This is a genomic window from Tsukamurella paurometabola DSM 20162, assembly GCF_000092225.1.
Taxonomy (GTDB): domain Bacteria; phylum Actinomycetota; class Actinomycetes; order Mycobacteriales; family Mycobacteriaceae; genus Tsukamurella; species Tsukamurella paurometabola.
The window spans coordinates 2,760,477-2,778,859 of record NC_014158.1 but is presented as its reverse complement, the minus strand read 5'-3'; the positions used below and the strand labels follow the sequence as shown (position 1 = coordinate 2,778,859).

Annotated in this window: 17 protein-coding genes; 6 read left to right on the top strand and 11 right to left on the bottom strand. The window is 68.8% G+C overall.

The features are described from left to right. The first annotated feature begins 34 nt into the window (after positions 1 to 34). On the top strand, positions 35 to 1,909 hold the full coding sequence (locus TPAU_RS13360; RefSeq protein WP_013127288.1) for an acetate--CoA ligase: 1,875 nt from the start codon (positions 35 to 37) through the stop codon (positions 1,907 to 1,909). Position 1,910: 1 nt separating this feature from the next. Here TPAU_RS13360 and TPAU_RS13355 read toward each other — a convergent pair whose 3' ends face one another. Together TPAU_RS13355 and pknB are read right to left on the bottom strand one after the other, a co-directional pair. Then, positions 1,911 to 2,696: a GTP pyrophosphokinase gene (locus TPAU_RS13355; protein ID WP_013127287.1), complete on the bottom strand. Its 786-nt coding sequence runs from the start codon at positions 2,694 to 2,696 to the stop codon at positions 1,911 to 1,913. 7 nt (positions 2,697 to 2,703) lie between these two features. Beyond that, positions 2,704 to 4,890 carry a Stk1 family PASTA domain-containing Ser/Thr kinase gene (gene pknB, locus TPAU_RS13350; RefSeq protein ID WP_013127286.1) on the bottom strand — a complete coding sequence of 729 codons (2,187 nt, stop codon included), beginning with the start codon at positions 4,888 to 4,890 and terminating at the stop codon, positions 2,704 to 2,706. 119 nt (positions 4,891 to 5,009) lie between these two features. Between pknB and TPAU_RS13345 the strand changes: the two genes are divergently transcribed. After that, complete coding sequence (locus TPAU_RS13345) at positions 5,010 to 5,390, top strand: Rv2175c family DNA-binding protein (RefSeq protein WP_013127285.1); 381 nt, start codon at positions 5,010 to 5,012, stop codon at positions 5,388 to 5,390. A 9-nt stretch (positions 5,391 to 5,399) separates the two neighbouring features. Here the strand turns inward: TPAU_RS13345 and TPAU_RS13340 are convergent, their stop codons facing one another. The 6 genes from TPAU_RS13340 to TPAU_RS13315 all read right to left on the bottom strand — a co-directional run bounded on the left by TPAU_RS13340 (position 5,400) and on the right by TPAU_RS13315 (position 11,968). Then, complete coding sequence (locus tag TPAU_RS13340) at positions 5,400 to 6,959, bottom strand: alpha-(1->6)-mannopyranosyltransferase A (RefSeq protein ID WP_013127284.1); 1,560 nt, start codon at positions 6,957 to 6,959, stop codon at positions 5,400 to 5,402. Positions 6,960 to 6,995: 36 nt separating this feature from the next. After that, positions 6,996 to 7,787, bottom strand: a complete 792-nt coding sequence (locus tag TPAU_RS13335) for an iron ABC transporter ATP-binding protein (protein WP_013127283.1) — start codon at positions 7,785 to 7,787, stop codon at positions 6,996 to 6,998. Beyond that, a complete protein-coding gene (locus TPAU_RS13330) occupies positions 7,784 to 8,818 on the bottom strand; it encodes an iron chelate uptake ABC transporter family permease subunit (RefSeq protein WP_013127282.1) in 1,035 nt (344 codons plus the stop codon). The genes TPAU_RS13335 and TPAU_RS13330 overlap by 4 nt, the downstream gene beginning before the upstream one ends. Then, a complete protein-coding gene (locus TPAU_RS13325; protein ID WP_013127281.1) occupies positions 8,805 to 9,773 on the bottom strand; it encodes an ABC transporter permease in 969 nt (322 codons plus the stop codon). The genes TPAU_RS13330 and TPAU_RS13325 overlap by 14 nt, the downstream gene beginning before the upstream one ends. Then, positions 9,770 to 10,762, bottom strand: coding sequence for a siderophore ABC transporter substrate-binding protein (locus tag TPAU_RS13320; RefSeq protein WP_013127280.1), 993 nt, complete (start codon positions 10,760 to 10,762; stop codon positions 9,770 to 9,772). Before TPAU_RS13320 ends, TPAU_RS13325 begins: the two co-directional genes overlap by 4 nt. A 117-nt stretch (positions 10,763 to 10,879) precedes the next feature. Next, a complete protein-coding gene (locus tag TPAU_RS13315) occupies positions 10,880 to 11,968 on the bottom strand; it encodes a polyprenyl synthetase family protein (RefSeq protein ID WP_013127279.1) in 1,089 nt (362 codons plus the stop codon). Between the two features lie 24 nt (positions 11,969 to 11,992). Here TPAU_RS13315 and metF point away from each other — a divergent pair, with 24 nt between their 5' ends. Continuing rightward, the gene (gene metF / locus TPAU_RS13310; RefSeq protein ID WP_013127278.1) at positions 11,993 to 12,934 is read left to right on the top strand and encodes a methylenetetrahydrofolate reductase [NAD(P)H]; all 942 of its coding nucleotides are present in this window, start codon (positions 11,993 to 11,995) and stop codon (positions 12,932 to 12,934) included. Here the strand turns inward: metF and TPAU_RS13305 are convergent. Genes TPAU_RS13305 through TPAU_RS23575 form a run of 3 tightly spaced genes read right to left on the bottom strand, consistent with a single transcriptional unit; the run spans position 12,924 to position 15,858 of the window. After that, positions 12,924 to 13,682 carry an LppM family (lipo)protein gene (locus TPAU_RS13305; protein ID WP_147291094.1) on the bottom strand — a complete coding sequence of 253 codons (759 nt, stop codon included), beginning with the start codon at positions 13,680 to 13,682 and terminating at the stop codon, positions 12,924 to 12,926. The genes metF and TPAU_RS13305 overlap by 11 nt on opposite strands. After that, complete coding sequence (locus tag TPAU_RS13300) at positions 13,679 to 15,259, bottom strand: phytoene desaturase family protein (RefSeq protein ID WP_013127276.1); 1,581 nt, start codon at positions 15,257 to 15,259, stop codon at positions 13,679 to 13,681. Before TPAU_RS13300 ends, TPAU_RS13305 begins: the two co-directional genes overlap by 4 nt. Next, on the bottom strand, positions 15,256 to 15,858 hold the full coding sequence (locus TPAU_RS23575) for a GNAT family N-acetyltransferase (protein ID WP_013127275.1): 603 nt from the start codon (positions 15,856 to 15,858) through the stop codon (positions 15,256 to 15,258). The genes TPAU_RS13300 and TPAU_RS23575 overlap by 4 nt, the downstream gene beginning before the upstream one ends. Before the next feature lie 254 nt (positions 15,859 to 16,112). On the opposite strand from TPAU_RS23575, the gene TPAU_RS13290 reads away from it, so the two are divergent. From TPAU_RS13290 to mraZ, 3 genes are all read left to right on the top strand, one after another. Further along, positions 16,113 to 16,526, top strand: coding sequence for an SAV_6107 family HEPN domain-containing protein (locus TPAU_RS13290; protein ID WP_013127274.1), 414 nt, complete (start codon positions 16,113 to 16,115; stop codon positions 16,524 to 16,526). Between the two features lie 104 nt (positions 16,527 to 16,630). After that, on the top strand, positions 16,631 to 17,044 hold the full coding sequence (locus TPAU_RS13285) for a DUF3040 domain-containing protein (protein ID WP_013127273.1): 414 nt from the start codon (positions 16,631 to 16,633) through the stop codon (positions 17,042 to 17,044). Positions 17,045 to 17,823: 779 nt separating this feature from the next. Then, positions 17,824 to 18,255 carry a division/cell wall cluster transcriptional repressor MraZ gene (mraZ, locus tag TPAU_RS13280; RefSeq protein ID WP_013127272.1) on the top strand — a complete coding sequence of 144 codons (432 nt, stop codon included), beginning with the start codon at positions 17,824 to 17,826 and terminating at the stop codon, positions 18,253 to 18,255. The last annotated feature ends 128 nt before the right edge of the window (positions 18,256 to 18,383 follow it).

Sequence of the window (18,383 nt, the reverse complement as noted above, 5' to 3'; positions counted from 1 at the left end):
CCGCGCCCGGAGGTTCGGGTAATAGGGTCGCGGTATGGGTACCTACGCCGACGAGTACCACCGCAGCATGAGCGATCCAGAAGGGTTCTGGGCACAACAGGCCCGAGCGATCGACTGGGTCACGCCGCCGTCGGTCGTTCTCGACGAGACGAATGCGCCGCTCTATCGGTGGTTCCCGGGCGCCGAACTCAATACGTGTGTGAACGCGGTCGACCGGCACGTGGCAGCCGGACGTGGCGATCAGCCGGCGGTGATCCACGATTCGGCGATCACCGGTGAGGTGCAGTCCCTGACGTATGCGCAGCTGTTGGAACGGGTCTCGAAGTTCGCCGGCGTGCTCACCGGACTCGGCGTGGGCAAGGGCGACCGGGTGGTGATCTACCTGCCGATGATTACCGAGGCCGTAGTCGCGATGCTCGCGTGCGCGCGGATCGGGGCGGTGCACTCGGTGGTGTTCGGCGGCTTCGCTGCGCCGGAGCTGGCCGCCCGCCTCGATGATGCGCAGCCTACGGTGATCGTCACCGCGTCCTGCGGCCTGGAGGGCAAGAAGGTGCTGCCCTACTTGCCCATCGTGCACGCCGCGATCGACGCCGCCACCGCGAAACCCGCCGCGGTGGTCGTACTCCAGCGGCCACAGCTCACCGCCGAACTCGGCCCGCTGGACCACGACTGGGCGGAGGCCGAGGCCGCGGCCCGGCCGGCGGCACCGGTCGCCGTCGCGGCGACGGATCCGCTGTACGTGCTCTACACCTCCGGTACCACGGGCAAACCGAAGGGTGTGGTCCGGGACAACGGCGGACACGCTGTAGCGCTGGCCTATTCGATGGGGGCGATCTACGACGCCCATCCGGGTGAGGTGTGGTGGACGGCGTCCGATGTGGGCTGGGTGGTCGGCCACAGCTACATCGTGTACGCGCCGCTGCTGATCGGCGCCACCACCGTGGTCTACGAGGGCAAACCCGTCGGCACCCCCGATGCCGGAGCATTCTGGCGGGTGATCGACCGCCACGGAGTGACCAACCTGTTCACCGCCCCGACCGCGCTGCGGGCGATCCGCAAGGAGGACCCGGACGCCGCTTTCGTCGCCGCCTCCGACATCTCCACGCTCCGCACCCTGTTCATGGCGGGGGAGCGGCTCGACCCCGACACCTACGCATGGGCCTCGGCGAAACTCGGTGTGCCGGTGATCGACCACTGGTGGCAGACCGAGACCGGCTGGCCCATCGCCGCGAATCTCCGCGGCGTGGAACCGATGCCCGTCAAACCCGGGAGCGCCACCGTGCCCGTGCCGGGCTATGGGGTGCGGATCGTCGACGACGCCGGGCGTGACGTGCCAGCGGGAACCGAGGGGGCCGTGGTGATCTCGCTCCCGCTGCCGCCCGGCACGCTGCCCACGCTGTGGGGCGCCGACGATCGCTACGTCGCGTCGTACCTGTCCGCGTTCCCCGGCAACTACCTCACCGGCGACGGCGGCTATCTTGACGACGACGGCTACCTGTTCGTGATGGGCCGCACCGACGACGTGATCAACGTGGCCGGGCACCGCCTCTCGACCGGTGCACTGGAGGCGGCGATCGCCGGGCACCCCGCGGTCGCGGAGTGCGCCGTGATCGGCGTCGCGGATCACCTCAAGGGGCAGCTGCCGCGGGCCCTGGTCGCGCTCAAGTCCGGCGGCGACTGGGATCACGACACGGTGCGCGCCGAGATCGTGCAGCAGGTCCGCGAGACGATCGGTGCCGTCGCCGCGCTCAAGGAGGTCGCGATCGTCACCGCGCTACCCAAGACGCGGTCGGGAAAGATCCTGCGGCGCAGCTTGCGTGCCATCGCCGAGGGCCGAGACGAGGCCGTCCCGTCCACCATCGAGAACCCCGATGTGCTCGACGACCTGCGCGGGGTGCTGCGCGGCTGACTCAGTCGGCCTGCGGGCGGGTGAGCATGAGCAGACGGCGCAGCAGTTCGTTGCCCGCCAGCTCGGTCTCCGCGGCCTCCCGCGCATCGTCGCGGGTCTCGTCGTGGGCGGCGCCGTGCACCTGCGTGTGCAACTGCTCCATCCGCTTGTCCAGCTGCTCGGCCACGGCGGCCGCCGCGGACAGCTCCTCCACCAGCCGGGCCGGCACCGCGCGGTCGTACTTGTAGTAGATCTTGTGCTCCAGGCTGGCCCAGAAGTCCATCGCGATGGTCCGGATCTGCAGTTCCACCGGCACGTGCACGGGACCGGTGGAGAGGAACACCGGGATCTCGATGATCGCGTGAAGACTCTTGTACCCGTTCGGCTTCGGGCTCTCGATGTAGTCCTTGACCACGATCAGCCGCACATCGTCCTGCGAGGTGATGGTCTCCAGGATGCGGTAGGTGTCGGCGATGAAGCTGCACGTGATCCGGATTCCGGCGATATCGGTGATCGCCTCACGGATCACCGACAGATCGGGATCGATACCGCGGCGGGCGACCTTCTTCGCGATGCTCTCCGGCTTCTTGATCCGCGAAGTGACGTGCTCGATCGGGTTGTACCGGTGCAGCTGCACGAACTCCTCGCGCAGGATCGACACCTTGGTCAGCACCTCGTCGACGGCGAACTGGTACTCCATGAGGAACCGGGTCAGCTCGTCGCGCATGCGGCGGGCGGTGGCCAGCATCTGCGCGTCGGGGACGAAGCCGAGGCCGAACGGGTCGGACGGTGCGGGATCGGAACTCATCGCGCGCCTACGGGATCGCCGTGACGGTGACCGTGGACCCCGCCTTGACCCGGGTACCGCCGCCCGGGTCCTGCCAGATCACCTGCGAACCGTCGGAGGCGAAGATGCCGTTCACCTTCACCTGCAGTCCCGCATCCTGGAGCACCGACCGCGCCTCGCCCACCTTCATCCCGGTCACCGAGGGCACCACCACGCGGGATGCGAGGGTCACCGTGACCCGGTTGTTCGCCGGATCCACCCGGGCACCGGCCGCGGGGCTCACGGCCGTCACAACGGCGGCGGCGCCGCTCTCGCCCGTGAGCTCGCCCACCAGGCCCGCGCGCTGCAGCATGCTCTGCGCCTCGGACGCCGACTTGCCGGTCACATCGGGGACGGTGAGCGCATTGGACACCAGCAGCGTCACACTGCCCCCCCTGTTCACCTGGCCCGACGGATCGGTGGCGAAAACCCTGCCCAGCTCGGTCGACGCATCGAACTGCTGCTTGGTTTCCTTCACCGTCAGTCCGGCCGAACGCAGGATCGATGTGGCCTCGTCGGCCGTCTTGCCCCGCACATCGGGAATGTTCACCGGCTGATTGCCGGCGGACGCCACCACGGTCACCGTCGAACCCACGCCGACGCGGGTACCCGGAGTGGGACTCAAACCGATCACGCCGCCCTGTGGCACATCCCGGCTGAACTGCGACGGGCCGCGCCGAGCGATGAGACCGACCTCGCGGAGCTGCTGCTCCACCGATTCGATGCTGGCGCCGGAAGTGAACTGCGGCACCGTCGGCCGCCCTCGCGAATATTCGACGGTGACGCTGCCGAACCGGCTCACCCGGCTACCGGACGGCGGTGTGAGTGCGGTCACCGTGTCCTCGGTGATGTCGTTGCTGTATTTGCCGTCCAGATCCACGTCGAGCCCGGCGTCCTTGATCGCCCGCTCGGCCGCCGGACGGTCGAGTCCGGCTACGTTCGGCACCGTCGTGTATTGGCCGGATGCGAACCACCAGCCGCCGAATGCGAGCAGGATCGCGACCGCCGCGATGACCGCCACGATCACCCACGACCGTGCGCGGCTCGTGGCGGGCGGCTGTCCGGCCCACTGCGGCCGTGCCGGCGGTACCTCCGCCGGCAGCGATTCGTGCATCGTCTCGGCGCGCGTGTACTGCACCGGTGTGCCGGCCGGTGGGGCCGGGGTCGCCGCGGCCGCGAGGGTCGGCGGTGGGACCGGTGCGCCCGCGGGCAACGCCGAGGTGGGATCAGCGGCCGCCGGGATCAGCGGCTGGTTGCGCTGGGCGTCGTACATCGCGGCGGCGGCGCGCTGTTCGGCGCTCGACTGCGGCGCGGGCACGGTGAACGGCGGCAGGTCGAGCGAATCGGCGATCGCCGACAGCGCCTCGGCCATGGCGAAACCATCGGTGTAGCGGCGTGCGGGATCGCGGTCGGTGGCTCGCGCGACGAACTCGTCGAACTCGGGCGGCACGCCCGCGATGGCGGCGCTCGGTGCGGGCACGTCATTGTGCAGCCGCTGATACGCGAGCGAGATCGCGGTGTCACCGGTGAACGGGACCGCGCCGGTGAGCAGCTCGTAGGCGAGCACACCGCTGGAATACACGTCGGAGCGGGCGTCGGCGTTGCCGGACTCGACCTGCTCGGGGGAGAGATAGGCGGCGGTGCCGAGAATGACGGACGAGCTGGTGACCGAGGCCGCTGCGATCGCCCGCACCAGGCCGAAGTCGGCGACCTTGACCTCGCCGCCGTCGGAGATCAGCACGTTCTCGGGTTTGACATCGCGATGCACCAGACCGGCGCGGTGCGCGGTTCCGAGCGCGGTGAGCACGGGCTCCATCACAGCGGCCACCGCGTGCGGCGGCATCGGGCCGCGCTCGTTGAGCAACTCCCGCAGGGTGCCGCCGGTCACCAGCTCCATCACCAGGAAGGCCAGGTCACCGTCGACGCCCTGGTCGTACACGGCCACCAGACCGGGATCCTTGAGCTTGGCCACGGCGCGGGCCTCGAACTCGAAGCGGGAGACGAACTGTGCGTCCTCGGCGTACTTCGGGTCCATCACCTTGATCGCAATCGGACGGTCGAGCCGCAGGTCGAGCCCCATGTAGACGGTGGACATACCGCCGCGCGCGATCACCGCATCGATGCGGTAGCGGCCCTCGATGCGGGCACCGAGCAGCCGGTCGCGGGGAGTGTTCACCTTCTTCGATCCTCTCGTAGTCACTCGACGGACGCGCCTGCCGCGGCAGGTGTCGACAGTTCAGCCTAGCGACCTCGGGGTGGGAGGGGGTGGACCTGCGGCCTCGGTACAGTGTGACGGTGAGCTCGATCCCTTACGTCAGTGATGCCCTGCTGCCTGATGGCACCGCCACCTTCTCCGTCGCCTCCGTGGCGCAGGGACTCGGCGTGTCGGCGTCCAAGGTGCTGCAGCTGGTGCGCGATCATCAGCTGCTCGCGGTGCGTCGCGGCGGCGACATCCACATCCCGCAGTTGTTCTTCGGCGAGATCGACGGCCGGTTCTCCATCGCCAAGCACTTCACGGGGCTGATCCAGGTGCTCCGCGACGGTGGCTTCGAGGACGACGAGATCATGCGCTGGCTGTTCGCGCCCTTCGACGATCTCGACGGTGCGCCGGCCGAACTCTTGCATACCGACTCCGCGCGCGAAGTGATCCGCCGCGCGCAGTCGATGGCCTTCTGACCCCCGGGGTCAGGCAGGGACCGGTTCCAGGCCCAGCTTCGGCCGCACCCGCAGCGGGTCCGGATGGAGCAGTGAGTAGCCGGCGAGCGCACCCAATGCGATCGCGAGCAGCACGTTCCACCACGAGTACAAGCCGATGGAGCCGGTGGGCATGAACACCGCCATCAGCCACACCGAGAGCCCGACGATGATCGCAAGGGTCCGGCGCGACCAGGTGAACGCACCGGCCACCGCGAGCGGCCAGGTGTAGTACCAGGGCAGCGAGGCGGGAGACAGCACGCAGACCGCGAGCAGCCCCAGCAGGATTCCCATCACATTGCGCCGCTCGTTCTGCCGGTACCGCCACCACAGCACCACCAGGGTGATCGCGAGCGCGACGATGCCCAGCGCGCGGGTGACCACCAGGATCGGTGCCAGGTGCAACCCGGTGAACGGGGACGCCAGCAGCGCGGTGAGCTGGGCGAGGGCGGTCGGCAGCGTGATGTAGTTGATGATCTTGATCGACCCGGCGAGCGCGGTGACCCAGCCCAGGCCGACGCCCGCGATCAGTGTGAACGCAGCGAACAGAGCCGCGAAGATCGCGACCGATGAGGCACCCACGATGAGGAATGCGCGCGGCGACGATTCCGACGGATCCGCCTCGCGACGGTGGTGGTACCAGATCCACACCACGAAGGGCAGGGCGATCGCGGCAGTGCCCTTGACCGCCACCGCGGCCACGATCACGGCCACACCGAACCAGTGCTTGCGGCGCAGCACCAGCACCAGGCCGGCGACCATGAGCCCCACCATCAGTGCCTCGTTGTGCACGCCGCCCACGAGGTGCACCACCACGAGCGGGTTGAGCACGGCGAACCAGAGGGAGACGGCCGGCCGCGCGCGGAAGTGCTGCGCCAATCGCGCGACGCCCCACACCGACAGCGCGATGCCCGGAAGCATCACCAGCCGCAGGGCGATCGTTCCGGTGAGCGCGTTGTCGCCGCAGATCACCGTGACCCACTTGGCGATCAGGATGAACAGCGGACCGTACGGCGCCGTGGTGGTGGTCCAGATACCGCTCACATCGTCGAGGAGTCCGTTCGGGTTGACGACGGGGCCCACCTCGTACGGGTCGTAGCCGTCGCGCAGCAGTGCGCCCTGCGCGAGATAGCTGTACGCGTCGCGGGAGTACAGCGGCACCGCCACGATCAGCGGTGCCACCCACAGTGCGACCGTGCCCGCCACCTGTCTCGCGGTGACCTCGTCCCGGAGAGCACTGCGCCCCAGGCGGACCCACGCGAGCATCAGCAGGGCGATACCGGTCCAGAACAGCACGGAACTCAGCACCAGGCCGTGGCCGTACCGCAGCCACGACAGGTGCGCGGACTCGAGTGTCACATCGTGCACGCGGATAGCGCCGGCACCGAAACTGCCGAGTGTGGTCAGGGCCGCCCCGAGCAGGCCCAGCAGGGCCGGGCGGCCGGTACTGGACCGCACGAAAGCGGCGTAGCCGCGCAGCGCATCACCGGCGGCCGCGCGGGCGGCCCCGGCATCGCGCTCGGCGCGGACGGGATTCAGTGAACCGGACATCCCCGCCAGTCTAGGCGCAGCCGCGAGCGCGGCGGCTCACCGTCGATCCATCCCCGCGTACACCGCGACCCGGAGCCCGTTCACGGAGTGCACCGCGACGGGGGTCTGAAAGATCCCGGTGAGGAGTTCGGAGTCCATGATCTCGGCGGGTGTGCCCGAGGCCGCGATGCTGCCGTGCTTGAGTGCGACGATCCGGTCCGCGTACGCCGCGGCGAAATTCAGGTCGTGCACCACCAGGATGATCGTCTTACCGAGCTCGTCGGCGGCCCGCCGCAGCTGGCCCATCATGCCCACCTGGTGCCGCATGTCGAGATTGTTGAGCGGCTCGTCGAGCAGGATCACCTCGGTGTCCTGCGCCAGCGTCATCGCCACATACGCGCGCTGGCGCTGGCCGCCCGACAGTTCGTCGAGGAACCGGTCGGACAGCTCGGTGAGACCGAGGAAGCCGAGCGCATCATCGATGTGCCGCACATCGTCGGTGGTGAGCCGGCCGCGGCTGTGCGGGAAGCGGCCGAATGCCACCAGATCGCGCACCGTGAGCCGGGCGTTGACGCCGTTCTCCTGGCGCAGGATCGCCAGAGTGCGGGCGATCTCGGTGGGCTTCATCGATGCCACCGCCCGGCCGTTGAGCAGCGCGGTGCCCGAGTCCGGCGTCAGCAGGCGTCCCAGGATGGTGAGCAGTGTGGATTTACCGGCACCGTTCGGGCCGACCAGCGCGGTGATCCCGCCCCGGTCGAAGGCACCGGAGACGGGGCCCAGGACCACGGTCTGCGCGTACGACTTGGTGAGATCTGCGAATTCGATGGCGGGTGTCGCAGTGGTGTTCACATGGTCCCCCTTCGGCGGAACAGGATGGCGAGGAACAGGATTCCGCCGCAGAACTCGATGATCACGGTGAGCATGCCGGCGGCGTAGAAGAGGTTCTGCAGAATGTACTGGCCTGCCGCCAAGGTGATCACGCCCAGCAGGAAGGCCATCGGTAGGGTCGCGCGATGGCGCCAGTCGCCGGCCGCCTCATAGGCGAGCGTCGCGATGATGAAGCCGAAGAACACCATCGGCCCCACCAGTGCCGTGCTGATCGAGATCAGCAACGCGATGAGCATCAGCGCCCTGGTCAACTCGGCCCGATGATCCACGCCGAGTGCGATCGCCGGATCACGGCCCAGCAGCAGCACGTCGTAGACGGTGCGGCGGCGCCACACGTACACCGCGACCAGCAGGCATGCGATCGCGGTGATCGGCAGTAGATCGGCGTTCACCGATCCGAGCCGGCCGAACAGCTTGATCGACAAGGCGTCGAACTCGGTGGGCGAGAGCAGCCGCTGGAGGAATTCTGCGACGGCGCGGAACGCCAGTCCCAGCACCACGCCCGCGAGCAGGAGAAGGAACAGGCTCGCGAACCGGCCGGAGAACAACCAGCGGTACAGGATCGACGCGAACAGCACCATCGCGCCGGTCTGCGCGAGGAACTGCGGCACGCTGTCGGAGTTCTCCACGAAGCTACCTCCGACCAGGAACACGCCCACCGTCTGGATCAGCACGTAGAGACTGTCCAGCCCGATGATCGACGGCGTCAGGATGCGGTTGTGCGTGACCGTGTGGAAGAGCACCGTCGCGATGCCCTGACAGAACGCGGCGATCACCATGGCGCACACCGTGCGCAGTCGGCGCTCGAAGGACAGGCCGAACGTGAAGTCCCAGCGCAGCACGTCGTCGGCGCCGGTACGCATGAGCAGGAACAGCACCACGGCGAGCGTGGCGACCGCGGCGGCGATGCCGAGGCGGGCGCGCCAGCCCACTCGGCCGGCCGCAGAGCCGACCAGTGACGGTGCGCCCGTGGCGGAATCAGAGGGCGACACGATTACTCCTGGTGAGGACGAGCGCGAGGAAGGTGGCGGCGCCGATCACGCCCATGATCACCGCGACCGGAATCTCCATGGGGCGCACGATGATCCGTCCGATCAGGTCGCAGCCGGTGATCAGGGCGATGGACAGCGCCGCCACCCAGGGCAGGCCCGAGCGCACATCGTCGCCGCGGATCGCGCTGATGATGTTCGGCACCACCAGGCCCAGGAACGGGAGGAATCCGACGACGACGCTGGTGACGCCGGTCGCGAGTGCCACCATCGTGACGCCCAGGCCCACGGTGAGCCCGTAGCGCAGGCCGAGCGAGGTGGCCACATCGCGGCCCAGGCCGGCGATGGTGAAGTAGTTGGCCAGCGCGAAGGTCGCGACGGCGATGATCGCCACCGCCCACAGTGGCTCGTAGAAGCCGCGGACGATGTGTGCGAAACCCCCTGAACGCCAGGCGACCGCGGATTGCAGCAGGTTCGTCTCGACCGCGAGGTACGTGGAGATCGCGCTGACCACGGCGCCCATCATGAGCCCGACGAGGGGGACGATCGGCGACCGCCGAGCCCGGATGCGGGACAGGAAGCCCAGGAACAACGCGGTGCCCACGAAGGCGGTCGACGTGGCGTAGAGCATGCGCACCAGGGGCGGCGCCCCCGGGGCGAAGATCAGGCACAGCAGTACACCGAGGCCCGCCCACTCGGCGGTGCCGGCGGTGGTGGGTTCGACGAACCGGTTCTGGGTGAGCCGCTGCATGATCACGCCGGAGAAGCTCATGGCGAGCGCGGCGAAGACCAGCGCCAGCGTGCGTGGTACTCGGGAGATGAAGAACATCCGCCACATGTCACCGTCGCCGGATAGCAGTCCGGCGACGGTGATGTGGTACTCGCCCGTCATCAGGGACAGCACCACCAGCACCACGCACGCCGCCGCGATCAGCGGCAACGCGGCGCGGCGGGTCACTTCGTGGCGGCGAGCGCCTCCGCGAGGCGCTGGTAGTTCTCGCCGTAGTCCTGGATGCCCTCGCGGAGGTAGAAGGAGCTGTCCAGGTAGAAGATCCGGCCCTGCTCGAAGAAGGCCTTGCCCTTGAAGGCCTCCTGGGCCGCGAACACCGAAGCGGCGGGCTGCGGGGTGGTGCCGGGCTTCGGAGTGACAGCGGCGTCGCGGTCCATCACGATGACCCACTGCGGATCCGCCTGGGCGATGGCCTCGGGGGTCAGGCCCGAATCCTGGTGGATGTTGCCGCCCTGGCCGCCGAAGACGTCCTTGAGGTTGAGCTGCTCGATGAACGGCTTCATCCGCGACGCGCCGTTGTCGATCTTGCCGCCGTTGACGTTCGCGAGGAACACGCTCTGGCCGGTCGCCTGCGCCTTCGCCGCGTCGAGGCGCTTGTCGAAGTCGGCGACGATCTGCTTGGCCTGATCCTGCTTGCCGAAGACCTCACCGAGGGTGATGGTCTGGGTGCGCATGGTCTCGACGCGGCTCTGCGGCGCATCGTCCTCGGCGGCGATGTCGATGAACGCGGCCCCGGTCTGCTCGGCGATCTTCTGCAGATCACCCTGCTTCTTCTGGAAGCGGTAGCCGCCGATGATCAGGTCGGGTGTGACGTCCTCGATCACATCGAGTTTGGGCTCGGCATGGGTGCCCACGTCCTTGATCTCGGGGTTGTCGATCCACTCGCCCAGCACGTTCTTCGCGAACAGCGGCTTCGGGATGGCGACCGGGGTCACGCCGAAGGCCTTGAGGGTCTCCGCGCTGGTGTTGTCCAGGGCGACCACGCGCTTCGGGTTCTTCGGCACCTGGACCTCGCCCTTGTTGGTGCTGATGGTGATCTTCTCGCCGGCGGCGGGCCTCTCGTCCGCGGAGCTCGTGGTCGAGCATCCGGCGAAGACGAGGCTCGCGGCCACCAGCGCGGCGGCCACGGGGGCGCCCTTGCGGAAGCGGGTGAACATGCGGACTCCTCCTGAGCAATAGTGACGCGATTCCGAGTAAGGCCTTGGTAAAGGCCTTAGGCAAGGGGAACCATACCCAGTAGTGCCAAGGATTACCTAACTCATCATGAAGGTGGGTTACGCGGCGCGGTCCACCAGGACCGCCGCGAGTCCGGCGAGCACCGGGCGGGCCTGGTCGTCGATCGGAGCATCGTCGATCGCCGTGGTCGCGCGAGAGGTGAGCTCCTCGACCCGGGACTGCATGGCCGACGGTGCCCCCGTGGCCCGCAGTGCCGCCCGGGCGCGCTCGACACCGTCGTCATCGAGATCGGTTCCGACCAGTGCGCGCAGCTCCTCGGCGGCGTCACCGCCCGTCGCGAGGGCGTGCGCCAACATCGGTGTGTGCTTGCCGGAGCGCAGATCGTCGCCCGACGGTTTGCCGGTGACCGCGGGGTCGCCGAACGCACCGAGGAGATCGTCGCGCAGTTGGAAGGCCACGCCCAGGTCGACGCCGATCGCCCGGAGGGCCGTGATGGCCTGATCGGACGCCCCGGCCAGCGCCGCGCCCACGTGCAGCGGTCGCTCCACCGTGTATCCCGCGGTCTTGAACCGCACCACCCGCTCGGCCGCCGCCTGCGACTCGTCGCGGGAGGCCTCGCTGACGATGTCGAGCAACTGGCCGCCCAACACCTCGGTCCGCATGGCCGCCCAGGCGCGGGCGGCGCGCAGATAGCGTTCGGGGGAGAGACCGGCGCCGAGGAACATGTCGTCGGCCCAGGCGAGCGCCAGGTCGCCCAGGAGGATCGCGGTGGCCTCCCCGAATTTCTCCGACGACCCCGACCAGCCCCGCTGCGCGTGCAGCTCGGCGAATTCGCGGTGTGTGGTGGGGTAGCCGCGGCGGGTCTGCGAGGCATCGATGATGTCGTCATGGATCAGTGCGCACGCCTGCACGAACTCCAGCGCGGAACAGGCGCGCAAGGCGGCGCGCGCCACGTCCCCGTCGGTCGCGCCGCCGCCGGCCAGCCACCCGGTCCAGGCGAACGCCGGCCGGATTCGCTTACCGCCGCGCAAAACGAAGCGCTCCAGCCCCGCGGTGGTCTCGGCGAACACCGGACCGACGGGTTCGACCAGGTCACGACGCTCATCGAGGAAGTCTTCCAACTGCGGCTGCACCGCCGCCGCGATGTCGGCCAGGGTGGTCTCGGGCGGGGCGACCGGCAGCGTCATACCTAGAAACCTATTCTGAAGGGCGTGACTGACGAAAGCCGGACCGTACTCGACCGACTCGACGCCGTGCGCGCGAGCGGCCGCATGCCGTTCTCGGTGGAATTCATGCCCCCGCGCGACGAGGCGGGCGAGGCCCGGCTGTGGCGCGCGGTGCGCACCTTCGAGCGCATGGATCCGGCCTTCGTCTCGATGACCTACGGCGCCGGAGGGTCCACTCGCGACCGCACGGTCCGGGTGACCGGCGAGATCGCCGAGACAACGACGCTGCTCCCGGTGGCGCACCTGACCGCGGTGAATCACAGCATCGATGAGCTTCGGGCGCTGATGGGGTCGTACGCCGACCGGGACGTGCGCAACGTGCTGGTGCTGCGGGGCGATCCGCCCGGCGACCCGATGGGCAAGTGGGTCCGGCATCCCAAGGGGCTCAAGTACGCCAGTGAGGTGGTCGAGCTGGTGCGCGAGCTGGGTGACTTCCACGTGGGCGTGGCCGCGTTCCCGGAGGGGCACCACCGCTCGCCCGACCTGGACACCGATGTGCGGTACTTCGCGAACAAGCTGCGGGCCGGCGCGGATTACTCGATCACCCAGATGTTCTTCGACGTCGACGATTACCTGCGGCTGCGCGATGCCGTGGTGGCCGCCGATCCCGAGCAGGGCGCGAAGCCGCTGATCCCGGGGATCATGCCGATCACTTCGCTGAAGTCGGTCTCGCGTATGGCCGAGCTGTCGAACGCGAAGATCCCCGATGCGATGCGCGCCGAGCTGGCTGCTGCGGCCGGTGACGGCCCGGAGGAGAATCGCGCTGCGGTGCGCGCCGTCGGGATCGACATCGCCACCCGGATGGGGGAGAGGCTCATCGCCGAAGGCGTCCCGGCGCTGCACTTCTGCACGCTGAACTTCGCGAAGGCCACCAGTGAGGTGCTGGAGAACCTGCGGATGCTCCCGGTTTCGGTGCCTACTTCTTGAGCTTCTCCCGCAGCCACTGCGGCAGCTCGACCAGCGACTCGGTCTCGCCGGAGTCCTGGCCCACCTTCGCGCTCCGGTCTCGATTGACGTAGGCGACGGCGGCGACCAGGGCCGCAGCGAGGAAGGAGACGATCGCCGTGATCCACGTCCACAGCGTGAACGAAGCGATCGACGGATCGGCGTAGTCGGCCTCCGCGGTGAGCGCGGCGGAGGTTCCTGCGTTCAGTGTCCAGGTGACCAGGTCGTTGCTCTCCTGTTGGCCGTTGGTCGCCGTCACCGGGCCAGGGAACTGCACCGACACCACGATCACCGCCGAGTTCGGCGCGAGCGAGGCCATATCGGCGGTCCCCGAGAGGATCACGGTGTTGCCGTTGCGCTGCACCCGCATCTTCATCGAGGTCGCGGAGGTTTCGAAGGCTTGCGAGACCACCTCGCCGAGCTGGTTGAACTGGCCGAAGGTGATGGTCTCGAAGAGCATCTGGGTGCCGATCCGGCCGTTCGAGTCGTAGGCCTGCACCTGGGCCTGACCGGTGAGTTCGCCCGGCACCGCGAGCTGCGGCCCCTTGGGGTCGGCCGCCGGCGTCTGTGCGGCGATGATCTTCCCGGACATGCGGTCACCGGGACCGGGGTTGGCGCACGCCGTGGGCACGGCCGCCAGGAACAACAGCATCACCGCGGCCAGCAGCCGGGCCGGGCGGAACCGGGACCGCGGCCGGGTCCGGTCGTCTTGGCTGGATCGGGTGGTCACGACCGCCATCGTGCCAGGCCCCTGAGGTCGCGGGCGAGTAGCCGCGCCGCGATCCGTCCACTGGAGCCGTTCACGCCCCCGCCGGGATGCATCGATGCGCCCGCCAGTGCCAGTCCCGGCGCGCCGGGAACGCGCCCACCGGCCAGTTCGGGGAGCGGCCGGAACAGCAGCATGTTGTGCAGGGCCATCTCGACGTGCATCACATTGCCGCCGATCAGGCCGAGCTCGGATTCCAGGTTCGCCGGGGTCTGCACGTACCGGTGTTCGATCGTGTCGGCGAAGCCCGGTGCCCAGCGCTGCGTCTCGGCGACGATCCGGTCCGCCTCCGCCTCGGCGATCGCCGGCCAGTCGTCGCGCGTGAGTGTGTACGGATACCACTGCGCCCACAGGGTGGTGTTGTGCCGGCCGGCGGGTGCGATCGACGGGTCGAGCCCGGAGAAGGTCATCGCCAGCACCGCGGGCCGGCGCGGCGGATCGGCCGCCAACATGTCGCCGCGGGCCCGCGCGAGGTGACCGCGGTCCGCGGTGAGCAGGCCCAGACCTGACTGGTCTGCCAGCGTGAGTCCATCGAACTCCGGTGGAGCGGTGGTGCCGAGCCGGACCACCATGCCCACACCGGGGCCGACCTGGATCCGCCTGCGCCATCGGTCGATCCGCTCGCCGGGGTAGCCGCCGCGGCCCAGGAGGTCGAGAGTGGTGAGCACGTGGCAGCCGGCGAGGACGGTGCGGGCGGAGACGGTGCGCGTACCGTCGGGCCCGGTGACGGTGACCCGCCAGCCCCGTCCGGCTCGGCGCAGTGCGGTGACCGGAGTGCCGAGTTCCACGGTGCCACCGCCGGATTCGATCCGGCTGATCAGCGCGGAGGTCAGGGCGCCGCTACCGCCGACGGCACGGCCGGGCGGCACGGTGTGCATGAGAGCGGCGAACCCCACCATCGGCGCGGTGCCCGGTTCGCTCATCGCTGGACCCGACTGCGCACCGAACCACGCCAGGGCGGCCTTGAGTCGCTCGTCGTCGAAATACTCGTCGAGCAGCGCATCGCCCGACGCCAGATAGCTGCGCGATAGACCGGCCACCGAATCGCTTCCCTTGGTCGGCCAGAAGGCTCGCCCCAGGCGGGCCGCCGTCGGCCCGGCACCGAAGGCGGTCATGGTGGCCCGGGCGCGGGGCGCCCAGTCTGCGACGAAGCGACGGTACGCGGCCGCCTCGCGCGCACCGCACGCGGCGGCGATCGACTCCGCGGTCGCATCGAGATCGACGCGGAACACGATGGGTGGCAGCGAGGTTCCCGGTGGGGTGGGAACGAAGGCCCAGGGATCGCAGTCGAGGTAGCGCAGGCCGTGGTCGGCGAGAGCGAGTTCTTCGGCGATACCGGTGTGCCGGAACATCAGGTGCGCCGATGAGCCCCGGTCGACGCGGTAGCCGGGAAAGCGTTCGACGGTGCTCACCGCTCCGCCGGGCACGGTATCGGCCTCGAACACCGAGATCCGGCGACCGCGGGCGGCGAGGTAGGCGGCCCCGATCAACGCGTTGTGGCCCGACCCCACGACCGCGACGTCGAGCTCGGGCGTGCTCACCGGAACGGGAGATCGCGGCCGAGTACGGCGAAGGGACGCGGGTCGCCCGCGAACCGGAAATCGCGGAGGACGTCGATGAATCCGGTGCGGCGGTACAACCGCCAGGCGCGGTTGGCCTCGGCGGCCACCTCGGGCGTGGACAGCAGGACACGGGGTTCCGGGCGGTCCGCCAGTAGCGCCGCGAGCAAGCCGGTGCCGACGCCGTGCCCCTGCGCGGTGGGATGCACGTGCAGCTCCGTGAGCTCGAAATAGCTTCCGGCGATCTGCTCGATCGCCGGTGGCGCCATACCGCGGCGAGTGAGTCCGATGCGCAGTTGACGGTTCCACCATTGGTCACCGCCACCGCTGTAGCCGTACGCGATGCCCACCAGGTGATCGATGAGCTCGCCGTTCTCGGCGGGTAGGGCCTGCACGGCACCGAACGCGGCGTAGCCGGGGCGGGCCATGTGCTCGCGCCAGGTCGGGGAGCGGTGGGCTTCGGTGCCCGCCGGATAGTTCATCGCGGCGACGTAGATCTGCAGCGCCGCCGGCATCCACAGAGTGGCGTCGTGAGGGGAGAGTCCCAGGATCCGGGGCGCCGACGGCGTCACTGCACTCACGGTCGCTCCTCTCCCTTGACGTGTCGGCCCTTCACGCTATATTAGAAGTGATCGAATGATTGTTCGATCGAGTGCCATCGGATTGGCGCACACGTTCTGGCGCCGGGGCGGGGAACGTCGGTCCGGGGCGGCCGGCGGGTCTGGCGCGAAACGAGGGAAGCGTTCCGTGTCAGTCCCGTCCGGTACAACACGGTCAACGAGAGAAACGGAGCCGCTTCGTGAGAGCGCGGGGCGACAGCAAGGAAGGAGCCGTCATGGTCGACAACGTCACTCGGATCGATCTCGTCGGGTCGCGTCGCCGCGTCGGGGAGTCGGGCGCCGCCCGCATCCTGGATCGCGCCGATCAATTCCTCGCCCGGGCCGGCGGCTCGCCGTCGCTCGCGGACCAATATCGGGAGATCTATCACGCCGCGCTGCGCGGTGCCGCCGCCTTGCTCGCCGAGCGGGAGAAGGGTGTTCGCCGCCCAACACGCAATGCATGGCTGCGGCTCGCGAAGGCTGCCCCGGGCTATGCCGAGTGGGTGTCCTATTTCACATCGGTGTCCGGTGTCGTCGCGGCGCTGGAGACCACTGCGCGATCGGTCACCGCTGAGGAGGTCGCCACGCTGCATGAACGGGTTCAGACCTTCCTCAATCTGGTCGAGGCAGATCTCGCTCCCGCGGCGTGAGCGCATTCGCGGCAGCAATTGTTTCGCGGTTAGTGGTCGTGCGGTCGCAAGCCTCGTATCATGAAAGGAGGAGTTGGACCCCATGAGTGCTGAAGGAGGGGAACGTGCCACTCTCCGAGCACGAGCAGCGCATGCTCGACCAGATCGAGAGCGCGCTCTACGCCGAGGATCCGAAGTTCGCGTCGAACGTGCGCGGCGGACGCCTCGGGGGCGCCGTCGGTAAGCGACGCGTCGTCGCCGCGATCGGTTTCGCGGTCGGTTTGATGCTGCTCATCGCGGGAATGTTGCTCTCGCAGGTGCAGTACACGGTGATCGTGGGCATCGCGGGCTTCCTGCTGATGTTCGGTTCCGTGGTCTACCTGTTCTGGGCCGGGCCCAGCTCGTCGGGACCGCGGGGCACCGTCGCCGACGACGGCACCGTCCGTGAATCGAATGGCCGGGGCAGGTCGAGCAAGGCTGCCTCCGGGTCGTCGTTCGTGGCGCGGATGGAGGACCGCTTCCGTCGCCGCTTCCCGTGATCTGAACGGTGCATCGAGAGCCGCCGACCCATCGGGTCGGCGGCTCTCGCCGTCTGTACGGGCTTCGTTTCCGCTCTGAGCAGTTCCGCTCATAGCGAACGCAAAGGCGCCGCTTCAGTGACGGACCGCCGCGGAGAGCGTTGTATCCGGCGGTGCGCGTCGATGTGACAACGAGTGTCTCTTCCCTCACGCGCCGCGCAGGCCGTCCCATGCTTCCGGTGAGACCGCGCCATCCGCGGCTCCGCTGTCGGTCCCCGTTCCCTCCTCCCCGTCTCCGTTTCCGTCCGCTCCGGTTCCCTCTTTCCGCTCCCGTAGCAACAGGAGCGGAAAGAGGGAACGCGAGCGGGAAGGAAGGCGCGGGCGTGATGCAGTGGCGTGAGTGCGCAATCGGACTCGCTGCACACGCTGCGGTCCGCCTCGGCGGGTCCGTGTCTCCGCAGGTCATGGCGGTTCCCCACTTCTCCCCACTCAAACTCCCCACTTCTCCCCACGCCGGTGGTCCCACTGCCATCTCTGTGGCACAAGAATCTCACTAACCTCTCTGCTCACGGCTTCCTCGGAAGTGTGAGCAAGTCCGCCACGCCGGACGAGGCCGCTTCCCCCACTTCAAGCCACGTCTTTGACCTGCGATAACTCTGAGAATTCGCCACGAAACGCGGCGTGCGGTGGTTGAAAGTGGAGATTGGTGGGGTAATGTGGGGCGCACTGGAGAGAGACGCGCTAGTCTGAAGGCTCGATCCAGTGACAGCCCCATCGGGGGCAGGCGGGAGGTTGCCGTGATGTTCACGGGTACCTACACGCCGAAACTCGATGACAAGGGACGGCTCACGCTTCCCGCCAAGTACCGCGAGGAACTGGCGGGGGGACTGACGATCACGAAAGGACAGGATCGAAGCCTCACGGTGTATCCGAAGGCGGAATTCGAGCGCATCGCCGAACGAGCGGATGCGATCGAATGGACCGACCCCGCCGGACGCGCCTTCTACCGCAACTTCTTCGCCAGCTCGGACGACCAGCGTCCCGACTCCCAAGGTCGGATCACACTTTCGGCCGATCACCGCCGCTACGCAGGCCTCTCCAAGGAATGCGTCGTCGTCGGATCGCGGAGGTTCCTGGAGATCTGGGACGCGGAGGCGTGGGAGGCCTACCAGACACAGCACGAAGAGGACTACGCGCAGCCGCAGTCCGAATCGCTCAAGGCGATCTTCTAGCAGCGCACCGCATTCGCCCGCGCAACGGACGAGGTGGACCGAGGCCTGCGCCCGAACGGCCCTGACGTACTTCCCCAACGCCAGGTACGGATCGGGCGGGGACCCCGATTCACCGGTCCGGCACTCAC